At 69.8% G+C, this 21,789-nt stretch carries 20 protein-coding genes and 2 pseudogenes; 8 read left to right on the plus strand and 14 right to left on the minus strand.

Annotated features, from left to right (window positions below):
* Positions 1-83: 83 nt before the first annotated feature.
* The 5 genes from FBY35_RS34010 (at position 84) to FBY35_RS34030 (ending at position 5,978) form a co-directional block, all read left to right on the plus strand.
* Positions 84-2,315, plus strand: coding sequence for an acetate--CoA ligase family protein (locus FBY35_RS34010; RefSeq protein WP_142217741.1), 2,232 nt, complete (start codon positions 84-86; stop codon positions 2,313-2,315).
* Positions 2,306-3,103 carry an enoyl-CoA hydratase/isomerase family protein gene (locus FBY35_RS34015; protein WP_260848905.1) on the plus strand — a complete coding sequence of 266 codons (798 nt, stop codon included), beginning with the start codon at positions 2,306-2,308 and terminating at the stop codon, positions 3,101-3,103. Before FBY35_RS34010 ends, FBY35_RS34015 begins: the two co-directional genes overlap by 10 nt.
* Positions 3,104-3,325: 222 nt before the next feature.
* On the plus strand, positions 3,326-4,498 hold the full coding sequence (locus FBY35_RS34020) for a DUF3103 family protein (RefSeq protein ID WP_142217742.1): 1,173 nt from the start codon (positions 3,326-3,328) through the stop codon (positions 4,496-4,498).
* 223 nt (positions 4,499-4,721) lie between these two features.
* Positions 4,722-5,312, plus strand: a complete 591-nt coding sequence (locus FBY35_RS34025) for a flavin reductase family protein (RefSeq protein WP_142218319.1) — start codon at positions 4,722-4,724, stop codon at positions 5,310-5,312.
* An 18-nt stretch (positions 5,313-5,330) separates the two neighbouring features.
* Complete coding sequence (locus tag FBY35_RS34030) at positions 5,331-5,978, plus strand: recombinase family protein (RefSeq protein WP_142217743.1); 648 nt, start codon at positions 5,331-5,333, stop codon at positions 5,976-5,978.
* 708 nt (positions 5,979-6,686) lie between these two features.
* On the opposite strand, the gene FBY35_RS34045 is transcribed toward FBY35_RS34030, so the two are convergent.
* From FBY35_RS34045 to FBY35_RS34060, 5 genes and pseudogenes are all read right to left on the minus strand, one after another.
* Entirely contained in the window at positions 6,687-7,310 is a 624-nt protein-coding gene (locus FBY35_RS34045) for a DUF5753 domain-containing protein (RefSeq protein ID WP_313904729.1), read from the minus strand.
* Positions 7,311-7,389: 79 nt separating this feature from the next.
* Positions 7,390-7,533 (minus strand): annotated as a pseudogene (locus FBY35_RS37840) (helix-turn-helix domain-containing protein); the annotation flags it as partial.
* Entirely contained in the window at positions 7,515-8,024 is a 510-nt protein-coding gene (locus FBY35_RS34050; protein ID WP_142217746.1) for a DUF6879 family protein, read from the minus strand. The gene FBY35_RS34050 and the pseudogene FBY35_RS37840, both read right to left, overlap by 19 nt.
* Positions 8,011-8,226 carry a hypothetical protein gene (locus FBY35_RS34055; RefSeq protein WP_142217747.1) on the minus strand — a complete coding sequence of 72 codons (216 nt, stop codon included), beginning with the start codon at positions 8,224-8,226 and terminating at the stop codon, positions 8,011-8,013. Before FBY35_RS34055 ends, FBY35_RS34050 begins: the two co-directional genes overlap by 14 nt.
* 172 nt (positions 8,227-8,398) lie before the next feature.
* Positions 8,399-8,581 (minus strand): annotated as a pseudogene (locus FBY35_RS34060) (MFS transporter); the annotation flags it as partial.
* Positions 8,582-8,640: 59 nt separating this feature from the next.
* Between FBY35_RS34060 and FBY35_RS34065 the strand changes: the two are divergent.
* A complete protein-coding gene (locus tag FBY35_RS34065) occupies positions 8,641-9,624 on the plus strand; it encodes a GlxA family transcriptional regulator (protein WP_142217748.1) in 984 nt (327 codons plus the stop codon).
* 38 nt (positions 9,625-9,662) lie between these two features.
* On the opposite strand, the gene FBY35_RS34070 is transcribed toward FBY35_RS34065, so the two are convergent.
* The 3 genes from FBY35_RS34070 to FBY35_RS34080 all read right to left on the minus strand — a co-directional run bounded on the left by FBY35_RS34070 (position 9,663) and on the right by FBY35_RS34080 (position 12,853).
* On the minus strand, positions 9,663-10,712 hold the full coding sequence (locus FBY35_RS34070) for a Zn-dependent alcohol dehydrogenase (RefSeq protein ID WP_142217749.1): 1,050 nt from the start codon (positions 10,710-10,712) through the stop codon (positions 9,663-9,665).
* On the minus strand, positions 10,709-11,842 hold the full coding sequence (locus tag FBY35_RS34075; RefSeq protein WP_142218320.1) for an acyl-CoA dehydrogenase family protein: 1,134 nt from the start codon (positions 11,840-11,842) through the stop codon (positions 10,709-10,711). Before FBY35_RS34075 ends, FBY35_RS34070 begins: the two co-directional genes overlap by 4 nt.
* 99 nt (positions 11,843-11,941) lie before the next feature.
* On the minus strand, positions 11,942-12,853 hold the full coding sequence (locus FBY35_RS34080) for an SDR family oxidoreductase (protein WP_142217750.1): 912 nt from the start codon (positions 12,851-12,853) through the stop codon (positions 11,942-11,944).
* 86 nt (positions 12,854-12,939) lie between these two features.
* Between FBY35_RS34080 and FBY35_RS34085 the strand changes: the two genes are divergently transcribed.
* Positions 12,940-13,866 (plus strand): cyclase family protein, encoded by a 927-nt coding sequence (locus FBY35_RS34085; protein ID WP_142217751.1) that lies wholly within the window; start codon positions 12,940-12,942, stop codon positions 13,864-13,866.
* Positions 13,867-13,869: 3 nt separating this feature from the next.
* Here FBY35_RS34085 and FBY35_RS34090 read toward each other — a convergent pair whose 3' ends face one another.
* The 4 genes from FBY35_RS34090 to FBY35_RS34105 all read right to left on the minus strand — a co-directional run bounded on the left by FBY35_RS34090 (position 13,870) and on the right by FBY35_RS34105 (position 17,976).
* Positions 13,870-14,337: an ATP-binding protein gene (locus FBY35_RS34090; RefSeq protein ID WP_186357132.1), complete on the minus strand. Its 468-nt coding sequence runs from the start codon at positions 14,335-14,337 to the stop codon at positions 13,870-13,872.
* Positions 14,338-14,726: 389 nt separating this feature from the next.
* Positions 14,727-15,650 carry an acyl-CoA dehydrogenase family protein gene (locus FBY35_RS34095; RefSeq protein WP_142217752.1) on the minus strand — a complete coding sequence of 308 codons (924 nt, stop codon included), beginning with the start codon at positions 15,648-15,650 and terminating at the stop codon, positions 14,727-14,729.
* The gene (locus FBY35_RS34100) at positions 15,650-16,783 is read right to left on the minus strand and encodes an acyl-CoA dehydrogenase family protein (protein WP_142217753.1); all 1,134 of its coding nucleotides are present in this window, start codon (positions 16,781-16,783) and stop codon (positions 15,650-15,652) included. The genes FBY35_RS34095 and FBY35_RS34100 overlap by 1 nt, the downstream gene beginning before the upstream one ends.
* Entirely contained in the window at positions 16,783-17,976 is a 1,194-nt protein-coding gene (locus tag FBY35_RS34105; protein ID WP_142217754.1) for an amidohydrolase family protein, read from the minus strand. The genes FBY35_RS34100 and FBY35_RS34105 overlap by 1 nt, the downstream gene beginning before the upstream one ends.
* A gap of 142 nt (positions 17,977-18,118) precedes the next feature.
* Here FBY35_RS34105 and FBY35_RS34110 point away from each other — a divergent pair, with 142 nt between their 5' ends.
* Positions 18,119-19,630, plus strand: a complete 1,512-nt coding sequence (locus FBY35_RS34110) for a class I adenylate-forming enzyme family protein (RefSeq protein WP_142217755.1) — start codon at positions 18,119-18,121, stop codon at positions 19,628-19,630.
* Between the two features lie 13 nt (positions 19,631-19,643).
* Here FBY35_RS34110 and FBY35_RS34115 read toward each other — a convergent pair whose 3' ends face one another.
* Together FBY35_RS34115 and FBY35_RS34120 are read right to left on the minus strand one after the other, a co-directional pair.
* Entirely contained in the window at positions 19,644-20,960 is a 1,317-nt protein-coding gene (locus FBY35_RS34115) for a zf-HC2 domain-containing protein (RefSeq protein ID WP_142217756.1), read from the minus strand.
* A complete protein-coding gene (locus FBY35_RS34120) occupies positions 20,957-21,538 on the minus strand; it encodes a sigma-70 family RNA polymerase sigma factor (RefSeq protein WP_142217757.1) in 582 nt (193 codons plus the stop codon). The genes FBY35_RS34115 and FBY35_RS34120 overlap by 4 nt, the downstream gene beginning before the upstream one ends.
* Positions 21,539-21,789 lie beyond the last annotated feature (251 nt).

Raw genomic sequence — 21,789 nt, forward strand, 5'->3', positions numbered from 1 at the left:
AGGAGTGTTCCTGACTGGTCGTCAGGTCTGTAATCTGACTATACGTCAGTTAAATGGCCAACGAGCAGGAGCGGGGCACAGCGATGCTTGGATCAACTCACGGCACCCTCACCTCCGACCTCCGCGCACGTGTGGTGGCCTGCGGGGAACAGCCCCGCAACGCCGTCCATGACACGGCCGCGGTCACCGCCGTCGACGGTGATCTGGATGTCAGCGGTCGGCCCTTGTACTCGGCCGTGCCCGATCTGGACCGTTTCTTCCGGCCTGCTTCCGTCGCCGTCGTCGGGGCGTCCGACGACGGCGGGCGGCCCAACACCGGTATCACCCGGCAGCTCGTCGACTGGGCCGAGCGCGTCGGGGCACGGCTGTATCCCGTGCATCGCTCCCGGGAGAGCGTCTTCGGACTGCGCTGTGTCCCCTCCGTCGCCGAGTTGCCCGAGCAGGTCGATCTCGCCGTGCTGCTGGTCGGCGATCCGCTGCCGGTCATCGAGGAACTGGCCGAGGCCAAGGTCAAGTTCGCCGTCGCCTTCGCATCCGGCTATGCCGAGACCGGCCAGGAGGGTGCGACGGCGCAGGCCCGGCTGGCGGCAGCGGTGGAGCGGTCGGGGCTGCGGCTGCTCGGGCCCAACACCAATCTCAACGCATTCGAGAAGTTCCGGGAGGACCTTCAGGGGCCGGCCATCGCGCTGATCACGCAGTCGGGGCACCAGGGGCGGCCCGTCTTCGCCCTGCAGGAGCTCGGCGTACGGCTCTCCCACTGGGCGCCCACCGGCAACGAGGCCGATCTGGAAACCTCCGACTTCATCTCGTACTTCGCCGAGCGGCCCGAGGTCGGGGCCATCGCCTGCTACGTGGAGGGCCTCAAGGACGGCCGCTCGTTCCTGCTCGCCGCCGACCGGGCCGCGCGGCGCGGCGTGCCGGTCGTCGCTGTGAAGGTCGGGCGGACCAAGACCGGGGCGCGGACGGCCGCCTCGCACACCGGCAAGCTGACCGGTGCCGACCAGGTGGTGGACGCGGCCATGCGGCAGTTCGGGGTGATCCGCGTGGACGGGCTCGACGAACTCCAGGACACCGCCGCGCTGTTGGCGCGGGCGCGCAGGCCGGTGGCCGACGGTGTCGTCGTCTATTCGATCTCCGGCGGCACAGGCGCGCACTTCTCGGACCTGGCGACGGCGGCCGGGCTGAAGCTCCCGCAGCTCTCCGCCGGCAAGCAGGCCGAGCTCCACACCTGGATACCGGAGTATCTGAACGTCGCGAACCCCGTGGACAACGGCGGGCACCCGGTGGGCGACTGGCGCGGCCGCAAGATCATCGACGCGATACTCGACGACCCGTCGGTCGGGGTGCTGATCTGTCCCATCACCGGCCCGTTCCCGCCGATGAGCGACAAGCTCGCCCAGGACCTGGCGGACGCGGCGGAGGCCACGGACAAGCTGGTGTGCGTGGTGTGGGGATCGCCGGTGGGTACGGAGGCGGCGTACCGCGAGACGCTGCTCGGGTCATCGCGCCTCGCCACGTTCCGTACCTTCGGCAACTGCATCACGGCCGTCCGCGCGTATCTGGACCACCACCGCTTCACCACCGGCTATCTCTCGCCCTTCGACGAGGCGCCGCGCACCCCCTCCCCCTCCTTCCGCAAGGCGCAGGCGCTGATGCGCCCGGGCAAGCAGCTGAGCGAGCACGCGGCGAAGTCGCTGCTGCGGGCGTACGGAATCCGCGTGCCGCGCGAACAGCTGGTGACCAGCGCCGCCGCGGCGGTCCGGGCCGCGGGCCTGGTCGGCTACCCCGTCGTCATGAAGGCGTCCGGGACACAGCTCGCCCACAAGACCGAACTGGGCCTGGTCAAGGTCGGGCTGACCTCGGCCAGCCAGGTACGTGACGCCTATCGCGAGCTGACCGACATCGCACGCTACGAGGGCGTGGACCTGGACGGGATCCTGGTCTGCCAGATGGTCGAGCGGGGCGTCGAGATGGTCGTCGGCGTGACTCAGGACGCACTGTTCGGGCCGACGGTGGCGGTCGGCCTGGGCGGAGTGCTGGTCGAGGTGCTGCACGACACGGCCGTACGCGTCCCGCCCTTCGGCGAGGACCAGGCGCGCGCGATGCTCGGCGAACTGCGCGGGTGCGCGCTGCTGGACGGGGTCAGGGGCGGCCCGCCGGTGGATGTGGACGCGCTGGTGGAGGTCGTGCTGCGTATCCAGCGGATGGCCCTCGAACTGGGCGACGAGCTCTGCGAGCTGGACATCAATCCCCTGATGGTACTGCCGCGCGGTCAGGGCGCCGTGGCACTGGACGCGCTGGCGGTGTGCCGGTGAGCGCCGACGTACTCCACCGCACGGAGGGCGGCGTCTCGTGGATCACCCTCAACCGCCCCGAGGCGAAGAACGCCGTCACCTGGGACCAGCGGGAGAGGATCACCGAGCTGCTCGCCGCCGCCTCCGCCGACCCGGAGGTGCGGGCCGTCGTCATCACCGCGACCGGCACGGGCTTCTGTGCGGGCGCGGATCTGCGCGGCACCCCGCAGACCGCCCGGGAACGGGTCGCCGGGGACGTCGCGCGGACGATACGCCTGGGGGCGCAGCGACTGATCGGCGCGGTACTGGACTGCGAGAAACCCGTGATCGCCGCGGTGAACGGCACCGCCGCGGGCATCGGCGCGCATCTGGCCTTCGCCTGCGATCTGGTCCTGGCGGCCGAAACCGCCACGTTCATCGAGGTGTTCGTGCGCCGCGGTCTCGTCCCCGACGGGGGCGGGGCGTATCTGCTGCCCCGGCTGATCGGACCGCAGCGCGCAAAGGAGCTGATGTTCTTCGGCGACGCGCTCCCGGCGGCCGACGCCGAGCGGCTCGGCCTCGTCAACCGGGTCGTTGCGGTGGAGGAGTTGAACAAGACCGCGCACGAGTGGGCTCAGCGCCTGGCGGCAGGACCGACGCGCGCGATCGGGCTCGCCAAGCAGCTGGTGAATTCCTCGCTCGACGTCGACCGGACCGCAGCCTTCGCCGCGGAGGCCGCCGCGCAGGAGATCAACATGACGACGCGGGATGCGAACGAGGGCGTGGCGAGCTTCGTGGAGCGGCGCACGCCTGAGTACCGGGGGTTCTAGGTCGACACTCCCTGGAGCACCGGGGTCGCTGGAGCGTCCTCCCATTCATGGGCAACTCACCCCAGCAGGGCCTGAGTTGGGTACTGACCGGTTGCTTTTCTGACATGCCACCGTCATTCTGTACCCGCGAGTAGATCTACTCGTGTAGATCGCTCGTGCACCGCTCTCACGCTCCATCCGAATGCGACCCCGGAAGCCCCCCACTCGCTTCAGGAGGACCTCTTGAGCAGTAGACATGCCCGGCCCAAACTCCTTGCCGGTGCCCTCATTTCCGTCAGCACTCTGGCCGCCGTCCAGCTTGCCGCGTTTCCCGCGGCAGGTGCCCCGGCAGGCACCGGGGCGGGTGACCGGGCGGCCGCCTCGGTCCCCTCGTCCCGCGCGGCAACCGCGGCCGCGGTCGGCCGCGTCGAGGACCGGACCGCCCGGGCGCTCGCCGCTTCGCTCGCCGACGCGACCTGGCGCTCACAGGTACGTGATGCGGTCCTGGCCGACAAGCAGGGGGACCTGCGCGCGCTGACCGGCCGGCCCGCCGCGGCGCAGGCCGGAAAGCGCCTCACATCCTCGCTGGTCTCGGCCGACCGGCAGATCGCCGCCGCCAAGGGCCTCGGCGCGGACACCGGCTCCCTTCTGCGGTTGCGTCTGGCCGCGGACTCGATGCGCAAGGACCTCAAGGCGGGCGCCGTTCCGCTGGTCGCCGCCGCCGAGGCCGACGATCACGCCAAGACGATCACCGCATACGACAGCAACGGCGCCGCCCACACCCTTGACGCGGGCAGGACACCCGACCGGCCCGTCTATGTGCTCGACATCGACGAGTCCAAGGCCCTTGCCGCGGGCATGAAAGTCATGCGCCAGGAGTTCGGCGAGCGCGGCCTGACAGCGCCGCGGGCGAGCACCACCGGTTCGGGCTTCTGGACCACGCGTATGACCGGCGTGGCGCTCTCGGACGACGAGGAGCCCTGGTTCAAGGGCGACGCCGAAGTCTATTCGCTGGTGACCGGCTTCGGCTCGGACGGCAGGGTCCGCGTCGACCCGGTCGAGATGCCCTACCTGGACAAGGACGGGGTCGTCTACCACCCCAACCAGATCCTGGTGAACTGGTCCAACTACAAGTACAACCTCGCCGACGTCGTGATGATGGAGGAGGACGGCAGCACCAACTACCGCGACCTCGCCAAGGCCATCGCCGGAATCCTGCTCACCATCGCCGATCAGGGCGCCTACATCCCGTTGGTGAACGCGGTCCTCGATGCCATTCCGGACGACTGGTGGACCGACGATCCGGACTACGTCGACTCCTGGTACACCCTCGCCAAGAACGACACGGGCCGCCGCGACGGCGCGCGCTCCAACGGCTGGATGACCCTCGAGCCGTACTACGTCCAGGGGTTGTGAGACCTCGCCCGCCCCTGCGCTCACCCATGTTCTGAAGCGCTTGCCGTGACGGCCCCTGCGGCCGGGCCGAACGCCCGGCCGCAGGGGCCGTTTCGCAGGCCAGCCACCCATCAGCCGCGTCAACAACCCTCCGGGTCAATACAGCTAGGGCGTGGCAGCCCTCCACGGGGTTCCAATCTGACGCCTCGTCAGGTTCAATGAGGATGTGATGGGACACGCAGGGATGGCGGCCACCGCCGTCCGATACCTCAGGTCGGTCGGGGCCCCCACGGCCACCGAGCCGTTCGACGCCTTGCCGCGCCCGGACCTGCGAGCCGTCGGCGACGACGAGCGGCTGCCCGTCGACCCGGGCGAATTCCGGCGCGTCCTCGGCCACTTCGCGACCGGCGTCACCGTCGTCACGGCTTACGACGAGGCGGGCCCTGCCGGTTTCGCCTGCCAGTCCTTCGCCTCGCTCTCCCTCGATCCCCCACTGATCGCCTTCATGGTCGCCCGCACGTCGACGACCTGGCCGCGCATCGCGGGCGCCGGAGCCTTCTGCGTCAACATCCTGGGCGCGCACCAGGGCGAGCTGTGCCGGGGCTTCGCGATCAGCGGCGCGGACAAGTTCGCGGGCGTCGGGTACGACCGCGCACCGGCGACCGGGTCGCCGCGCCTGGAATCCGTACCAGCCTGGATCGACTGCACGATCCAGGCGGTGCACACGGGCGGCGACCACCTGATCGTCGTGGGCCGGGTGGAAGCCCTCGGCGCCTGTGAGGACGGTGCGCCACTGCTCTTCCACCGGGGGACGTTCGGCCGCTTCACCGCGTGAGCGCGGAGCTCGCACGGCCTGGACGTACAGGAGAAGGCCGTCAAGGCGTGGGCCAAGACCAACGGTCACCGCATCGTTCACGTGTCGCGCGATGAGGGCGTGTCTGGTGCGACCGAAGCGCTTGACCGTCCGGGCCTGTCAGAAGCTCTGCTGCTCATCAGGGAGGGCGAGGCAGAGGGGCTGCTGATACCTCGGCTCGACCGGTTGGCCCGTGCGCTCACAGTGCAGGAAGCCACGCTTGCTGTGGTCTGGCGTGACGGCGGGAAGGTCTTCACCGCCGATGGCGGGGAGGTCCACCAGGATGACCCTGACGACCCGATGCGCACGGCCATGCGACAGGTCATCGGCGTGTTCGCCGAACTCGATCGGCGCATGGTGGTCAAGCGTCTCCGGGACGGGCGTGCGGCCAAGGCAGCATCCGGACGGAAGGCCGTTGGGGCGTACGCCTACGGCTTCCACGGGGACGGAGAGGGGCGAGAGCGTGACGCAGCACCCAACCCCACGGAGCAGGCCGCACAGGCCCGCATACTCGAACTGAGGGCGGAGGGGATGAGCTACCGGGCCATCGGTGCGCAGCTCGACTCTGAGGGCCTGCCCCCGCGCAGAGCCGCGAAGTGGAGTGCCATGACGGTTCGCTCCGTTTGCCAGCAGGCCGGGATCTCCTGAACAGGCGCACAGCGGCACAGACAGGCCCTCGGCTTACGCCGGGGGCCGCTGTCAACCGTGGGTGTCTGACGCCGTCCGACAGGCGTAACGATGCCTGCCCCTGCCGACCACGGGCTTACAGGGGCAGACGCAGCGGGTGCAGGTCGCTCGAACCGCTCCCCCTTCCAGCGCACCTCGGTCGTGGTGCTCGCCGTCCCTCAATGCGCCGGGGGTCTGTCGGTCACCCGTCCCGGACCACCATCGCGAACGATGTACAGAGACGCCGGAACCCCTTGTGTCCGCTTCGGCCCGTGTGGCTCATGCACTCCACGTCGACCGTCGCGCCGTCCGTAGAGGGCATGGCCGTCCACTTGCAGTGAAGGCACTCCGCTTCGAAGGTCACGTCGGTGTCCGGGTGCTGCGTGATCCGATGCTTCACGTACCGCATGACGGAGCGCACCATCACTCGGCCCCGTGCTCTTCCCGCAGGTGCGTACGGAGAACGACGTTCGCATCGGACACCTTCGAGTAGTCCCCAACTGACCGGGCGTTGGTTCGATTCACAGCGATGCCGAGGCACGCGCCGCAACCGCCCACAGGGTCCGGCTCCCCGACCGGAGCTGTCACATGTACCGGCCCCGTCATCGTCGTCTTCGGTGTACTCATCCCGTACGGCCTCCCCGCCTGGATCTCGCTGTGATCCATCCTTGGGGCTCTGGCCCAGCGTCCCTACCCTCTTTTCTCTTGAGGCAAGAACTCGTCTCGGATGCTCTCGACGAGGGCGCGCATGTCGTCGCCGTAGAGCGCCACGCCGGCGAATCGCTCGAAGGTGTCCACGTAGGTCTGCATGTCCCTGGGGTCCCGTGTCGTGATCTCCGAGTGGAACGTCTCGACGATCACAAGCCGGTCATCGTGGATGCTGAAGCACGTCATGGGGAAGTCCGGCATCCGACCAGCCAGGGGCACCACCCCAACGGTCACGTTGGGGAGGCGGGACAGGGACACGAGCCGATCGAGTTGTACCGCCATCACGACTGGCTCGCAGATCAGCCACCGTAGGACGTGCTCACAGATCACGAAGTAGAACGACCGGCCGTCTTCGTAGAGCGTCGCCTGCCGCTCCATCCTCGCTGCCACCGTCCGAGCCTTGGTCTCGTCCGGCAAAGCTGGAGGCAGGGAGAACACCGCCGTGGTGTACTCCGGTGTCTGGAGGAGTCCGGGGATGAGTTGCCCCTGAAACAGCCTGAGAGCGGCTGTGTTGGTCGATGGCCTTGATCGTGTTCTGGTGCTTCCACGGGCCCATACGGCGCAGCAGGCGCCACGCTGTGGCCTCGGTGACCTCGGCTCGGGCAGTTTCGAGGAACTGTTCCTTCACCGTGTCCGAGACTCTGAGCGCGGACAGGATCAGGTCGACGTCCTGAACAGTGGGCAGGGTCCGGCCGTTCTCGATCTTCGAGAGCTTCCCTGCGGACATGGAAGCCCTGCGGGCTACCGCGTCACCGGTCAGTCCCGATGCTTCCCGCAGTGCCCGCAGGGCTCTCCCGATCGACTCCGTGGTCAGTGATGCCGCTCCCAGTAGGCCGCGAACGGCACGGCGCGGGTGAGCGCCACGTCGCGGTAACCCCGGTACTCCCTCAGCCGGTCGGCAGGCAGGAGCTCACCGCCGATGAACGCGCCCTCGGGGGTGTAGTGCATGCGGTACACGTCACGGTCGTCGAAGAGCCAGAAGTCGTGATCGGGTAGGCCGGTCACCTTCTGCTCGGCAAGGTCAATGATCGCGATGGACTCCCCGGCCTTGATGTTGCCGGGGTAAGCCGACAGCTCGTAACGCAGGTAGTCAGTCAGAGGGGAGCGCAGGACATGAACGCGGGACACGCTCTTGCCCTTGTCGGTCATCGAGCGCACCCATGGGTTGTCGCTCCACTCCGGGCTCATGTCCTCACCCGCGAGGAACCGAGCGATCTCTTCCCGCTCCTCCTCCACGTCGTACACGTCAAGCGTCTCCAGCCGGAACGCGGTCCGCTCGAAGGTCTCGAAGAGACGGCCGAACTCCTCACCGCTGAGCACGGAAGAACTCCTCAAGCACTGCGGCCGGAACCACGACTGCCGTCTCGCCCTCGGGCAGGTCGAGCTGTGCCAGTCGCTCAGGATCGGTGATCACGTAGCCCTGCACCACGTAGTCCTTGCCGTCGTCCGTGCCCCAAAGCGTCGGGCACGTTCCGTTCTTGCAGTCCGGGTCTCCCGACAGCTTCCGCAACGGTGCGCCCATGGCTTTCCCCTCACGTCGACAGTCCTTGTCGCGTTCGATGCTTCTGGCTTACGGGCAGCATGGTCAAGATCCCCGGCTTTCCAGAACGGGAAAGTCGCTTGCTCGACGCGGCTCTACACGGGCTTGGGGGGCCGAGACGGATGGACGAGACCTCTGGTTCCCCAAAGCATTACCACGCGAACTCCTCGTGCAGTGGCTCGATCAGCAGACCGGGCAGGGACGCGAAGGCCGCGGCGCCGATGATCGCCACAAAGGTGACGATCGCGACGAACCAGGCGCGATGAATACGGGGAGGCCGACGCAGGGTCCCCGGGCTGCCGTGCGAAGCGGTTGTCTCGTTCACGTCACTCAGCATCCGGGGGCGGACCTCCGCCAACGAGTGGCCCAACAGACAGCATTCGATAGGATCGGGCCATGGGTGATGACAGAACGCACCGGGTTGTCGTGCTGGCCCTGACCGGGCTGCTCCCCTTCGAGCTGGGCATTCCGCACCGGATCTTCGGCCGCGCCAAGGACACGGACGGCCATCCGTTCTACGAGATCGTCACCTGCTCACTGAGCCCGGGCCCCGTCCGTACGGACGCCGACTTCGACATTCACGTCGAGCACGGCCCGGAGATCCTCGCCACGGCGGACACCGTCGTCGTCCCCGCCTCGTACGAGCTGGGTCCCGTCTTCGACGAGGGCCGGCTCACCGAGGAACTGGCCGACGCCCTCGCGCACATCCGGCCCGGCACGCGCATGGTTTCCATCTGCACCGGCGGTTACGTTCTCGCCGCCGCCGGGTACCTCGACGGACGGCCCGCCACCACCCACTGGTCGTCCGCCGAGCACTTCCAGCGGCTCTTTCCCTCCGTCAAGGTCGATGCAGATGTGCTCTTCATCGACGACGGTGACGTCCTCACCTCGGCGGGCGTCGCCGCCGGCATCGACCTGTGCCTGCACATCGTGCGGCGCGACCACGGCACGGCCGTCGCCAACGACGTCGCGCGCCGCACCGTCGTACCGCCGCACCGCGACGGCGGGCAGGCCCAGTACATCCACCGGCCCGTCCCCGAACCGCAGTCGGCGACCACCACCGGCGCGCGGGAATGGGCGCTGAGTCGGCTCCACGAGCCGATCCAGCTGCGCGACATGGCCGACCGGGAGTCCATGTCGGTACGGACGTTCACCCGCCGCTTCCGCGAGGAGGCGGGCATCAGCCCCGGGCAGTGGCTGACGCGGCAGCGCGTGGAGCGGGCCAGGCATCTGCTGGAGTCCACGGATCTCTCCGTCGACCAGGTGGCACGGGACGCGGGCTTCGGTACGGCGCAGTCGATGCGGCAGCATCTGCAGGCGGCGCTGGGTGTCCCGCCGACCGCCTACCGCCGTGCGTTCCGCGCCGCCGCGGGCGGCTGAGCCCGCTGTGTGCGGCTGAAGCGGCGGCCTGAGGCGGTTCAGAAAGTCAGCACGCCCCGCGCCACCCGCCCATGGTGCGTGTCGTCCGCCGCCTTCGCGAAGTCCTCGACCGGATACGTCTCGGTCACCAGCTCGTCCAGCAGCAGCCGGCCCTGCCGGTACAGCTCCGCGTACAGCGCGATGTCGTGCTGCGGGCGCGAGGAGCCGTAACGGCAGCCCAGGATGGACTTGTCCAGGAACATCGCCGCGGGCACGAAGGACGCCTCAGCCGTCGCCGACGGCATCCCCAGCAGGATCGCCTGCCCGCGCCGGTCGAGCAGTTCGATCGCCTGCCGGATCAGGCCGACGTGCCCGACGCACTCGAAGACATGGTCCGCGCCGGTCGGGAGGGTGTCCCGCACGCCTTCGGCCGACGGAAAGAAGGCCGTCGCCCCGAACTGCCGGGCCGCGGCCTCCTTCGCCGGGTTCGAGTCGACGGCGACGATCGCGGACGCGCCCGCGATCCGTGCGCCCTGGATGACGTTCAGCCCGATGCCGCCGGTCCCGATCACGACGACGGTGTCGCCGCGCTCCACCTTTGCCCGGTTCAGTACGGCTCCGACGCCCGTCAGAACCCCGCAGCCGATCAGCGCGGCTGACGTCAGCGACAGCGCGCTGGGGATCTTCACCGCCTGGACGGCCCTGACGATCGTGCGTTCTGCGAAGACGGAGCTGGAGGCGAACTGGAAGAGAGGTTCGCCGCCGCGGGAGAAGGGCTGCCCGGGACGGCCGATCGCCTTGCGGCACATCGTGGGACGGCCGCGGTCGCAGTCGGCGCAGGCGCCGCAGTTGGCGAGTGTGGAGAGCGAGACATGGTCGCCGGGCACGACATGACCGACGCCCGCGCCGACCGCCTCGACCACGCCCGCGCCCTCGTGTCCGAGGACGACCGGCACGGGGAAGGGGATGGTGCCGTCGATCACGGACAGATCGCTGTGACACAGCCCGGCGGCGGCGACGGCGACCAGCACCTCGCCGGGCCCCGGGTCCCGTATCTCCAGATCGTCGACCACCTGGGGCTGCTTGCCGTCGAAGACGACGCCTCTCATCTCGGCTCCCTCGGTAGGCCGAGCACCCGCTCGGCGATGATGTTGCGCTGGATTTCGTCCGAGCCGCCGTAGATCGTGTCGGCGCGGGTGAAGAGGAACAGGTGCTGCAGTGCGTCGAGTTCGTATGGGCGCTCGCGGCTCCAGTCGTACGGGCCGATGGCCGCGGCGGCGCCCCGGACGGCCATGGCGAGTTCGCCGAGACGCCGGTGCCAGCCGCCCCACAGCAGCTTGGCGACGCTCGGTGCGCCGGGGTCATCCGAACTGCCCAGCGTGCGCAGGGCGTTCCAGCGCATGGTGCGCAGCTCGGCCCACTGGCGTACGAGCCGGTCCGCGAGCACGGGATCGCCCGCGGCGCCGCTCTGAAGGGCCAGCCGGATCACGCGCTCCAGCTCTTCGGCGAATCCGATCTGCTGGGTCAGGGTGGATACCCCGCGCTCGAAGCCGAGCAGGCTCATCGCGACCTGCCAGCCGTTGCCCTCGCCGCCCACGAGATGCTCGGCACGGGCCTCGGCGCCGTCGAAGAAGACCTCGTTGAACTCGCTCGTGCCGGTCATCTGGCGGATGGGGCGTACGTCGATACGGCCCGGCTGGTCCATGGGCACGAGGAGGAAGGAGAGACCATGGTGGCGCCGCGAGCCGGGCTCTGTCCTGGCCAGGACGAAGCACCAGTCGGCGTCCTGGGCGAGGGAGGTCCAGATCTTCTGCCCGTCGATCCGGTACGTGTCCTGGTCCCGGACCGCGGCGGTCCTGATCCCGGCGAGATCGGATCCGGCGCCGGGTTCGCTGTAGCCCTGGCACCAGAGCTCGTCGCCACGGGCGATCGCGGGCAGGAAGCGCGCCTTCTGCTGCTCGGTGCCGTGCTCGATGAGCGTGGGCGCGAGCAGGTTCTCGCCGATGTGGCCGACGCGGGCGGGGGCGCCGGCGCGGGCGTACTCCTCGGCCCAGACGACCTGCTGGGTGAGATCGGCCCGCCGGTTCCCGTACCCGGCTTCGGCCCAGCCGATCCCGATCCAGCCGGCGAGGCCGAGCTCGCGTTCCCAGGCGCGGGGGGTGGGGACGGGGTGCGCGTCGAGCCAGGCGCGGGCGTCGGCGCGGAAGGCCTCGTCGGCTGGGCCGAACTCGAAGTCCACGGTTTCTCCCAGGAGTTGTGCCGCGCATGCGACCTTCGGCCGCATGTCCTCAAGCGCCGCACGGGCTGGATATGCGGCTCGGCCGCACGGGCGGGCCTTCTATCCGTTCGGGCGGTCCCCCGACGCCGCCGCCCTCGCCATGTCCTCGACGCGCGCCAGCATCGGCATCGGGTCCACCCCCACCGTCCCCGGCAGGAAGTCCGCGATCTTCTCCGGGGTCCAGCCGCCCTCCGCGTATCCGGCCCGCAGTTCCCTCGGCTGCGCCCACACCGCGATCTTCGGGCCTGCGATCGTGTAGACCTGGCCCGTGATCCGTTCCTCGCGGGCGCGATCGGAGAGCAGGTAGACGACCAGCGCCGCCACATCCTCCGGCTCGCCGATCTCCTTGAGCTCCGTCGGGACGTTCGCGGACATGCGCGTACGGGCAACCGGCGCGACCGCGTTCGCCGTGACGCCGTATTTGCTGAGGCCCAGCGCCGCGCTGCGGACGAGTGAGATGATGCCGCCCTTCGCTGCGGAGTAGTTGGCCTGCGCCACGCTCCCCTGGTGGTTGCCGCTGGTGAAGCCGATCAGGGTTCCGGCGCCCTGTTTGCGCATCACCGCGGACGCCGCCCGGAAGACCGTGAACGTGCCCTTGAGATGGGTGGCGACCACCGGGTCCCACTCCTCCTCGGACATGTTGAAGAGCATCCGCTCGCGCAGGATCCCGGCCACGCACACGACTCCGTCGATCCGCCCGTACTCGGCGAGCGCGACGTCCACGAGCCGCCGGCCCCCGGCCATGGTGGAGATGTCGTCGGCAACGGCGACCGCTTCGCCGCCCGCCGCGACGATCTCCTTGACGACCGCCGACGCGATCTCGGACGTCGGCTCGCCGCCTCCGACCAAGACGCCGTAGTCGTTGACGACCACCCGCGCCCCGGCCGCCGCAGCGGCCAGTGCGACCGCCCGGCCGATGCCGCGGCCCGCGCCGGTGACGGCCACGACCTTGCCTGCCAAGAAGTTCCCCACGTCCGGCCCCTTCCCGCGGTTTCTGACGGTTCGTTAGATTCTACGGTCAGTCGGACACGTGAGCACAAGCCCCAGGAGGCAGCCCGATGTCACTCCCGGCCGAGTTCCACGAGATCGCCAAACGCGTCAACAACTGGGGCCGTTGGGGCGCCGACGACGAGATGGGCACGCTGAACCTGATCACGGACGACATCGTCAAAGCCGCCGCCGGGGCCGTCCGCAGCGGTCGTCGCGTCCCCCTCGCCCTCCCCCTCCACCAGGACGGCATCCAGACCGGCGTCATCCCGGGCCGGGTGAACCCCCTGCACACGATGGTCCAGATCAATCAGGAGCTCTTCGGCCCCGGCACCGTCGCCACCAGCGACGACGCCGTGACCATGGGGCTCCAGGCCGCGACCCACTGGGACGCCCTGACCCATGTCTCCCATTCGGGGAAGATCTACAACGGCCGTCCCGCCGACACCATCACCCCGCACACCCGGGCGCAGTTCAGCGGCATCGACAAGGCCATGTACATCGTCTCCCGCGGCGTCCTGCTCGATGTCGCGCGCGCCAAGGGACTGGACCGGCTGCCCGGCGGGCATGCCGTGACGCCCGAGGATCTGGACGAGGCGGCGGAGTTCGGCGGTGTCACCGTCGGGCCCGGTGACATCGTTCTCGTACGGACGGGACAGATCCAGGTCGTCCTGGGCGGCGACAAGCACGCCTACGGCTATCCGTCCCCGGGCCTGTCGGTCCGCACCCCCGAGTGGTTCCACGCCCACGATGTCGCCGCCGTCGCGAACGACACCTTCACCTTCGAGATCTTCCCGCCGGAGATCGAGGACCTCTGGCTGCCCGTGCATGCCCTCGATCTCGTCGAGATGGGCATGCTCCAGGGCCAGAACTGGAACCTGGAGAGCCTGTCCACCGCCTGTGCTGAGGACCGGCGGTATGCGTTCCTGCTGTCCGCGATGCCCGAGCCGTTCGTCGGTGCCACCGGAACCCCCGTCGCTCCGGTCGCGGTCCTGTGAGGTCTACAGCGTGGTGACGAAGCCCCGCACTCCGGGCTCGTACACAGCCTCCGGTGCGCCCCGGCCCACCTCACACCGGTCCACCTCGCACCAGATGGACTTGCCCGTGCCCTCCGGCTTCCAGCCCCACCGGTCGGCGAGGCCGTCGACCAGTTCCAGGCCGCGGCCGTTGGTGTCGTCGCCGTCGGCGTGCCGTGGCCGCGGCGGGCAGGAGCTGATGTCGGCGACCTCCACCCGTACCGTCCCGGCCTCGGTCACTCCCGCGCCGAAGAGCATGCGCAGAACCGCCGGACATCCTGTGTGCACGACCGCGTTGGTGACCAGCTCCGAGATCAGCACGATCAGCGTCTCGGCCAGCGGCTCGTCGGCCCCTATCCCTGACCCTGCGAGCCGCGATCGCGCCCACCTGCGGGCTCGTCCCACCTCCGCGGGGTCGGGTCCGACTTCCAACTGAACCAGAAGCACCTGCACCGCTCACACCATCCGAACCGGCGGACACATCGCCTCGCGCCTCGACAAGGTCCTCGACCAGGTCACCGAACGTGACTCCGTTACGAGACAGCATGGTTGACGTACAGTCACCGCAACAAGCGCTTCGGGCATATTCCAGCGCGAAGGAGTACCCGTGGTGCATACTGTGCGACGCACGTTGCGGGGAGTCGAACACAGGCTCGCAGCCCGTACTCTCAGGGGGCGAGCGGCGCGCATTCCCGGGGCCGGAGTCGCCGCACCGGCAACACCGTGACACCTCTGCCTCGGAAGCACTCGCATCCAACGGAGGGTACCGGAGCGTGACCCCGACTCCGGGCCGTGACGAGTCATCCCAAGGACACAACCCGGTATCGACGCACAGTGACGCTTCAGAGTGCTGAGGCCAAGGCATCGGCCTGGATCTCCTCCGCCTCCGCGGCGGTCAGCCACATCTGCCCGCGCAGCCAGGCCCGTTTGAGATGCAGATGCACCTCCGCCTCCCATGTGAAGCCCATCCCGCCGTGCACCTGAAGACAGTCGCGGGCGTTGCGCACCGCGGCCTCGTCGGCGAGCAGCTTGGCGCCGGCGATCTCGGTGAAGTCCTCGGTGATGGCGGCTGCGTAGACGGCGCTGCGGGCCAGTTCCGTGCGTACGAGCATCTGGGCACACAGATGCTTGACTGCCTGGAAGCCGCCGATGGGCTGCCCGAACTGTTCGCGTTCCCCCGCGTATCGCACGGCCATGTCCGTGGTGCGGGCGGCGCTGCCGAGCTGCTCGGCAGCGGTCAGGAGCACGGTGTCCGGGCGTGGCGGGGCCTTCGGCGTCCCGTCCGGGATCCGGTGCAGGGGGGTGAGCGGGTCCATGGACCGCACGGGGCGGGTGTGGGGCAGGTCCTTGGGGCGCCGCGTGCGTATCCCGGTGCCGTGGATCACCAGGGCCGCGTCCGCCGCGGCGAAGTGCGTGATCAGCGAGCGCAGTTGGGTTGCGCAGGTGACGACGCAGGTGCCCTCCGCCGCCTCCGGGCTCCGCTCGGCGGCCACATGGGTCGCGACCAGTGGCCCGTTCAGCAGCGCCCGGCCCGCCTCCTCGAAGACCAGCACCGCCTCGGGCAGCCCGAGCCCGGCACCACCCTGCGCCTCGGGCAGGCGCAGCGAGAAGAACCCGGCCGCGCCGAGCTCGCGCCACAGCTCACGGTCGACCGTGCCGCCGCGGTCCACGGCGGCCCGCAGCGCCTCGGGTCCGAACCGGCCCGCCAACAATTCCCGTACGCCCCTCTGGAGGGCACGCTGGTCGTCGGTCAACCGGAAGTCCATCAGCGCCCTTTCGGCAGGCCGAGGATCCGCTCGGCGACGATGTTCCGCTGGATCTGGGAGGTGCCCGCCGCGATGGTGTACGAGAGCGAGGAGAGCCGGTCGGCGGCCCACTGCCGGTCGAGGTCGAAGGCATCGGGTCCGAGAATCTGGGCGGCAGCCTCGTACAGCTCCTGGCGCGCGTGGGAGTAGCGGAGCTTGAAGACCGAGCCGCCGACGCCGGGAACGCCGCCGGTCTTCTGGGACTCGCTGACGTTCCACTGGATGAGCCGCCACAGGGCGCTGAACTCGGCGTTCAGGCGGCCGAGCCCGCGGCGCAGCACCCGATCGTCCCAGGTGCCGTTCGCGCGTGCGGCCGCGGCCAGTTCGCCGAGCGTACGGCGGCAGGCGACGACCTCTCCCACGAAAGCCGTGCCGCGCTCGAAGGAGAGGGTGACCATGGTGACGCGCCAGCCGTCGTTCTCCTCGCCGACCCGGTTGGCGACCGGCACCCGGACCTCGTCCAGGAACACCTCGGCGAACTCCGCCGACCCGGCCAGCGTGCGCAGCGGGCGGACCGTGACCCCGGGCGCGTCCATCCGCATGGCCAGCCACGAGATACCGCGGTGCCTGGGCGCGTCCGGATCAGTGCGCACCAGCAGCTCGCACCAGTCGGCGACCTCCGCGTGAGAGGTCCAGATCTTGGAGCCGGTGACGACATACGAGTCGCCGTCCCGTACGGCTTTCGTCCGCAGGGAGGCGAGGTCCGAGCCCGCGTCCGGCTCGCTGAAGCCCTGGCACCAGATCTCGTCGCCGCGCAGCACGGGCGGCAGCCAGCGTTCGCGCTGCTCGGCCGTGCCCTCGGCGGCGATCGTGGGGCCCGCGTGCAGCAGCCCGACGAAGTTCGCGCCGACATAGGGCGCGCCCGCCCGCTCGGTCTCCTCCAGGAAGATCAGGCGCTGGGTCGGGGAGGCGTCCCAGTGGACGTCCGCGTATCCGGCGTCGTACAGCATCCGCTGCCAGGTGGTGTCGTACGCCCGGCGGCCCGGCCAGTCCAGCGGGTCCGGCCGGGCGGACAGCTTCGGAAGCGAGAGGTCCAGCCACTCGCGCAGCCGCGCCCTGAAGGCCTCTTCCTCCTCCGTGTACGTCAGGTCCATCAACGGTCCAGGTCGAGGTCGAGCATGCGGATGGCGTTGCCGCGCATCAGCTTGTAGATCGTCTCGTCGTCCAGGCCCTTGACGTGGTCCAGCGCGACGTCCTTGGTGTGCGGGAAGGTCGAGTCGACGTGCGGGTAGTCGGTTTCGAAGGTGGCGTTGTCACGGCCGACGACGTCGAGGGACGCGACCCCGTGCTTGTCGCGGAAGAAGCAGCAGAACATCTGCCGGTAGTAGTACGTCGAAGGCGGTTCGGGGATCAGATCGCGCACCCCGCCCCAGGCCCGGTGCTCCTCCCACACGTCGTCGGCGCGCTCCAGGGCGTAGGGAATCCAGCCCATCTGGCCCTCGCTGTAGGCCAGCTTCAGCCGTGGGAACTTCACCAGGACGCCGGAGAAGAGGAAGTCCATCATCGAGGCCATGGCGTTGTTGAAGCTGAGCGAGGCCTGCACGGCGGGCGGCGCGTCCGGCGAGGCGGCGGGCATCTGGGAGCTGGAGCCGATGTGCATGTTCACCACGGTGCCGGTTTCCTGGCAGATGGCGAAGAACGGGTCCCAGTAGCCGGAGTGGATCGACGGCAGCCCCAGACAGGTGGGGATCTCGGAGAAGGTCACGGCCTTGACGCCGCGTGCGGCATTGCGCCTGATCTCAGCGACGGCCAGGCCGATGTCCCAGAGCGGGATGATGCACAGCGGGATCAGCCGGCCGCCGCTGTCGCCGCACCACTCCTCGACCATCCAGTCGTTGTAGGCGCGTACGCAGGCGAGCGCGACCTCCTTGTCGTGGGCCTCGGCGAAGGTCTGCCCGCAAAACCGCGGGAAGGTGGGGAAGCACAGGCTCGCCTCGACATGGTTGAGGTCCATGTCCGCCAGGCGTTCCTTGGGGTCCCAGCACCCCCGGCGCATTTCCGCGCGGGTGATGCCTTCGAGGGTCATGTCGTCGCGGTCGAAGCCGACGGCGGCGATATTGCGCTTGTACGGGAACTTGAGGTCCTCGTAGATCCACCAGTCGGTCGGGGGGCCGTCGGGATCCATGGTGATCCGGTATTTCCCGCCGATGTACGCGAGCTCGCCGATACCCGCGGTGAGCGGCTGGGGGCCGCGGTCCCGGTACTTCGCCGGGAGCCAGGTCTCGAAGAGGTGGGCCGGCTCGATCACATGGTCGTCGACGCTGATGATCCGAGGCAGTTCGGTCATGGTGTCCCTCCGCGGTGCCCAGCACTCAATCTGATGACCCGTCAGATAGCAGGCTAGCCCCGCACCCCTGGACCGACAAGGCGGTGAGCTCTACGCTCTCGGCACGATCTGACTACCCGTCAGCAACGGAGGGTCACGGACGATGAACGAGACCGCGCACGCCCTGGGCGCATCGCCCACCCTGTGGGAACTGGTCCGGCGCAGGGCGGCACTCACCCCCGACCGGCCCGTGTTCCTCCAGGGCGACCGCAGCCTCACCTTCGGCGAGCTGCGGGACCGCTCGGAGCGGGTCGCGGCCGGTCTGTACCAACTGGGCGTACGGCCCTCAAGCGTGGTCGCCTGGCAGCTGCCGACCCGGATCGAGACGGCTCTGCTCTCCTTCGCACTCGCCCGCATCGGCGCCGTACAGTCGCCGGTCATCCCCTTCTACCGGGACCGCGAGGTCGGCTTCGCGCTACGGGAGTCCAAGGCCGCGTACTTCGCCGTGCCCGGGACCTGGCGCGGCTTCGACCACGCGGGCATGGCGCACCGGCTCGCGCTGGAACTGCCCGAACCCCCGCTGGTCTTCGAGGCGTACGACACGCTGCCCGACGCCGATCCGGCGGTGCTGCCACCGCCGCCGGAATCCGGGACGGACGTGCGCTGGATCTACTGGACCTCGGGCACCACATCCGATCCCAAGGGTGTGCTGCACACCGACCGTTCGCTGATCGCCGGCGGCGCGTGCCTGGCCCACGCGCTGCATCTGTCGGCCGACGACGTCGGCTCGATGGCCTTCCCCTTCGCGCACATCGCCGGGCCCGACTACACGGTGATGCTGCTGCTCTACGGGTTCCCCGCGGTGATGTTCGAGCAGTTCGCGCTGCCCGACGCGCTGGAGGACTACCGCAGACACGAGGTGACCGTCGCGGGCGGATCCACCGCGTTCTACTCGATGTTCCTCGCAGAACAGCGCAAACAGCCCGGGCGGCCGCTGATCCCCAGCCTGCGGCTGCTGGCCGGGGGCGGGGCGCCCAAGCCGCCGGAGATCTACCACGCCGTCGTACGCGAGATGGGCTGCGGGCTCACCCACGGGTACGGGATGACCGAGGTCCCCATGATCACCATGGGCGCGCCGGACGACACCGCCGACAACCTCGCCACGACGGAGGGCCGGCCGCCCGCGGGCATGGAGATACGCATCGTCGACGGCGAGGTCCGTCTGCGCGGCGAGGCCGTCTGCCAGGGCTACCTGGATCCGGCGCAGTCCGCCGCGGCGTTCGACGGCGAGGGCTTCTTCATCACCGGCGACCTCGGGCACGTCACGGAATCAGGGCATCTCGTGCTCACCGGGCGGCTGAAGGACGTCATCATCCGCAAGGGCGAGAACATCTCCGCGAAGGAGATCGAGGACCTGCTCCACGAGCACCCGGGGGTGGCGGACGCCGCCGTGATCGGCCTGCCGGACGCGGAGAGGGGGGAGCGGGTGTGCGCGGTGGTGGAACAGGAGACGGGCGCCGAGGAGTTGACGCTCGACGCCGTCACGTCGTTCTTGCGGGGGGCGGGGCTGTCGGTGCACAAGCTGCCGGAGCAGCTGGAGATCACTGATGCGTTGCCTCGGAACGAGACCTTGCGGAAGGTGCTCAAGTACAGGCTGCGGGAGCGGTATTCGTGAACGCTGCCGCCCCCTAGAGCCTGCTCAGCGACGCCGCCGCGAACAGCACGTCCTGGATCGCCTCCCGGTCGCCGTCCTGGCCCACCGCGGCTTCCTGCGGTGAGACATGCCCCGCTACCAGGCGGCAGAACTCCACGCCGTCCAGTGCGACTTGGGCCACCGCCTGGTCCGCCGATGCGACGGCCGCCGGTGAGTCCAGGGCGACGTACCAGTTCCCGCCTCCCGAGCCCTCGACCTCCAAGTGCAGGGAGCGGCCGGGAGCGCCCGCCGCCACCAGATGCCTGGCCGGTCCGGCGAGCCCCGCACGTCTGCGATCGGCGAGTGCCGCGGGCAGCAGCCGCGCCGCCAGGTCGATCATCCGGTGCAGATGGGAGCCGCTCGGCGGCTCATAGGGATAGTCCACCGCGTCCGCGATGTCGCCCGCGTGAATCCAGCACTCGAAGGCCCGGTCCAGCAGGGAGTCCCGCAGCGGCAGGGTGAAGTCACCGTACGACACGGACAGTTCGGCGACTCCGCGGCCCGCGAAGGACACCGTCCTGATCAGGCTGTGGCTCTGATCGCGCCACGGCTCGCGGACGGTGTGCGTGGGATGCAGGTCGGCGGTGCGCCAGTACGCCTCGGTGCGATCCCCCGGCACCTTCGGTGCGTGCGCCCCGAGAGGATCGTCCAGGCCGAGCGCGCCCGCGACCAGGCCGTCGACGGTCATCAGATGCCCGATCACCCCGCCGACGGTCGTCCGGCGGCTCACCTGCCGCTCGCCCTCGAACCACTTGAGGCGCACCGGCGCGTGCCACTCCGACTCGCCGATGTCCCGCAGCAGCGCGTCGAGCCGCGCGGCCTCGGCGTCGTACGGAGTCGCCCAGGCAGGTACAGGGATACGCGCGGGCCTGCGCCCCAGACAGTTTTCCAGCACCCGGAAGCGCAGCAGCGGGTCGAGGTCCAGATCCCGGTCGGTGTGCAGCAGTGCGACGGCGTCGCGCAGCCGCAGGGCTTCTTCCGCGCAGGGCGCGCATTCGCCGAGATGTTCCTCGACGGCCGCGGTCTCCTCGGCGGAACAGGCGGACAGCGCCCACGCCCCGAGCAGCGACTTCAGCACGTTGTGGGACGGCCGTTCGACGGCTGCAGGACGCGGCTCGGGCGCGGGCGGCACTTCGGGCGCCGTCTGTGGCACCGGCTCGGGCACGCCGCGGAGCGGCAACAGGCGCGCGGGCGGTTCCAGATCGTCCGCCGCCGGCCGCGGTCCCGGTATGCGCGGACCGCCCCGCACCTCGTCGCGGCCGTCGTCGCCGGAGCGGCCGCTTCCGCGGCCGCCGTCAAGTGGCCCGTTCACAAGGAGCGTCCGTATCGCGGCGGAGAGGAGCCTTCCAGCGGGCGCGTGTTGGCGGTGGACAGCAGCTGGAGGCCGAGCCGCAGCCGGCGCCTGGCCTCGTCCTCGGTGACCCCGAGGTCGGCCGCCGTCTGGCGGTAGTCCCTGCGCTGGAAGTACGCCAGCTCCAGTGCGTCCCGCAGGGGTGCGGGCATGGAGGTGACGATGTAGTCGGCGCGGGCGGCGACCGCTGCCCTGCGTACTTTCTGCTCCAGCTCCTCGGTGGTGCCCTCGCCGCCCTCGGCGAGGGCGGCGGCCTCGGTCTGGCGAAGCCGGTGCACGGCCTGGCTGTTGGTGAGCCTGGCCACCCAGGAACGCATCGAGCCGTGCTTGGGGTCGTAGGAGTCGGGGTTCTCCCAGATGTAGCCGAAGACCTCGCGGGTCACCTGGTCGGCGGCCTCGTCGTCGTCGAGCACCCGGTGGGCGAGCATGTGCACCAGCGAGGCGAAACGGTCGTACAGCTCTCCGAGCGCGGCGGCCTCACCCCGCGCCAGCCGCTGCTGCATCCTGCGGTCCCAGCGCGGCGGTGTGTCCTTTGCCATGCGGCCCCCAAGCCTGTCCCCTGTGCCTGTCGCCTCTTCGAATGTAGTGCGCGCCGGCACGAACGCACGCCCCTTTATGGCAAGTGCGCCCCCGAGCGGGCCGTTCAATGGTAGGGCCGCTCCGTTCCCGGGGGCCCGCCCTGAGCTTCGTGTTTCAGGCGGGAGGGCCTGGGCAGTGGAGACGGGAAGGGCAGCCTCCGGATGTGTACGGCCGCACCACAGCGGGCGCGGGTTTCCGGATCGGCGTAAGG

The organism is Streptomyces sp. SLBN-118 (assembly GCF_006715635.1).
Lineage (GTDB): Bacteria > Actinomycetota > Actinomycetes > Streptomycetales > Streptomycetaceae > Streptomyces.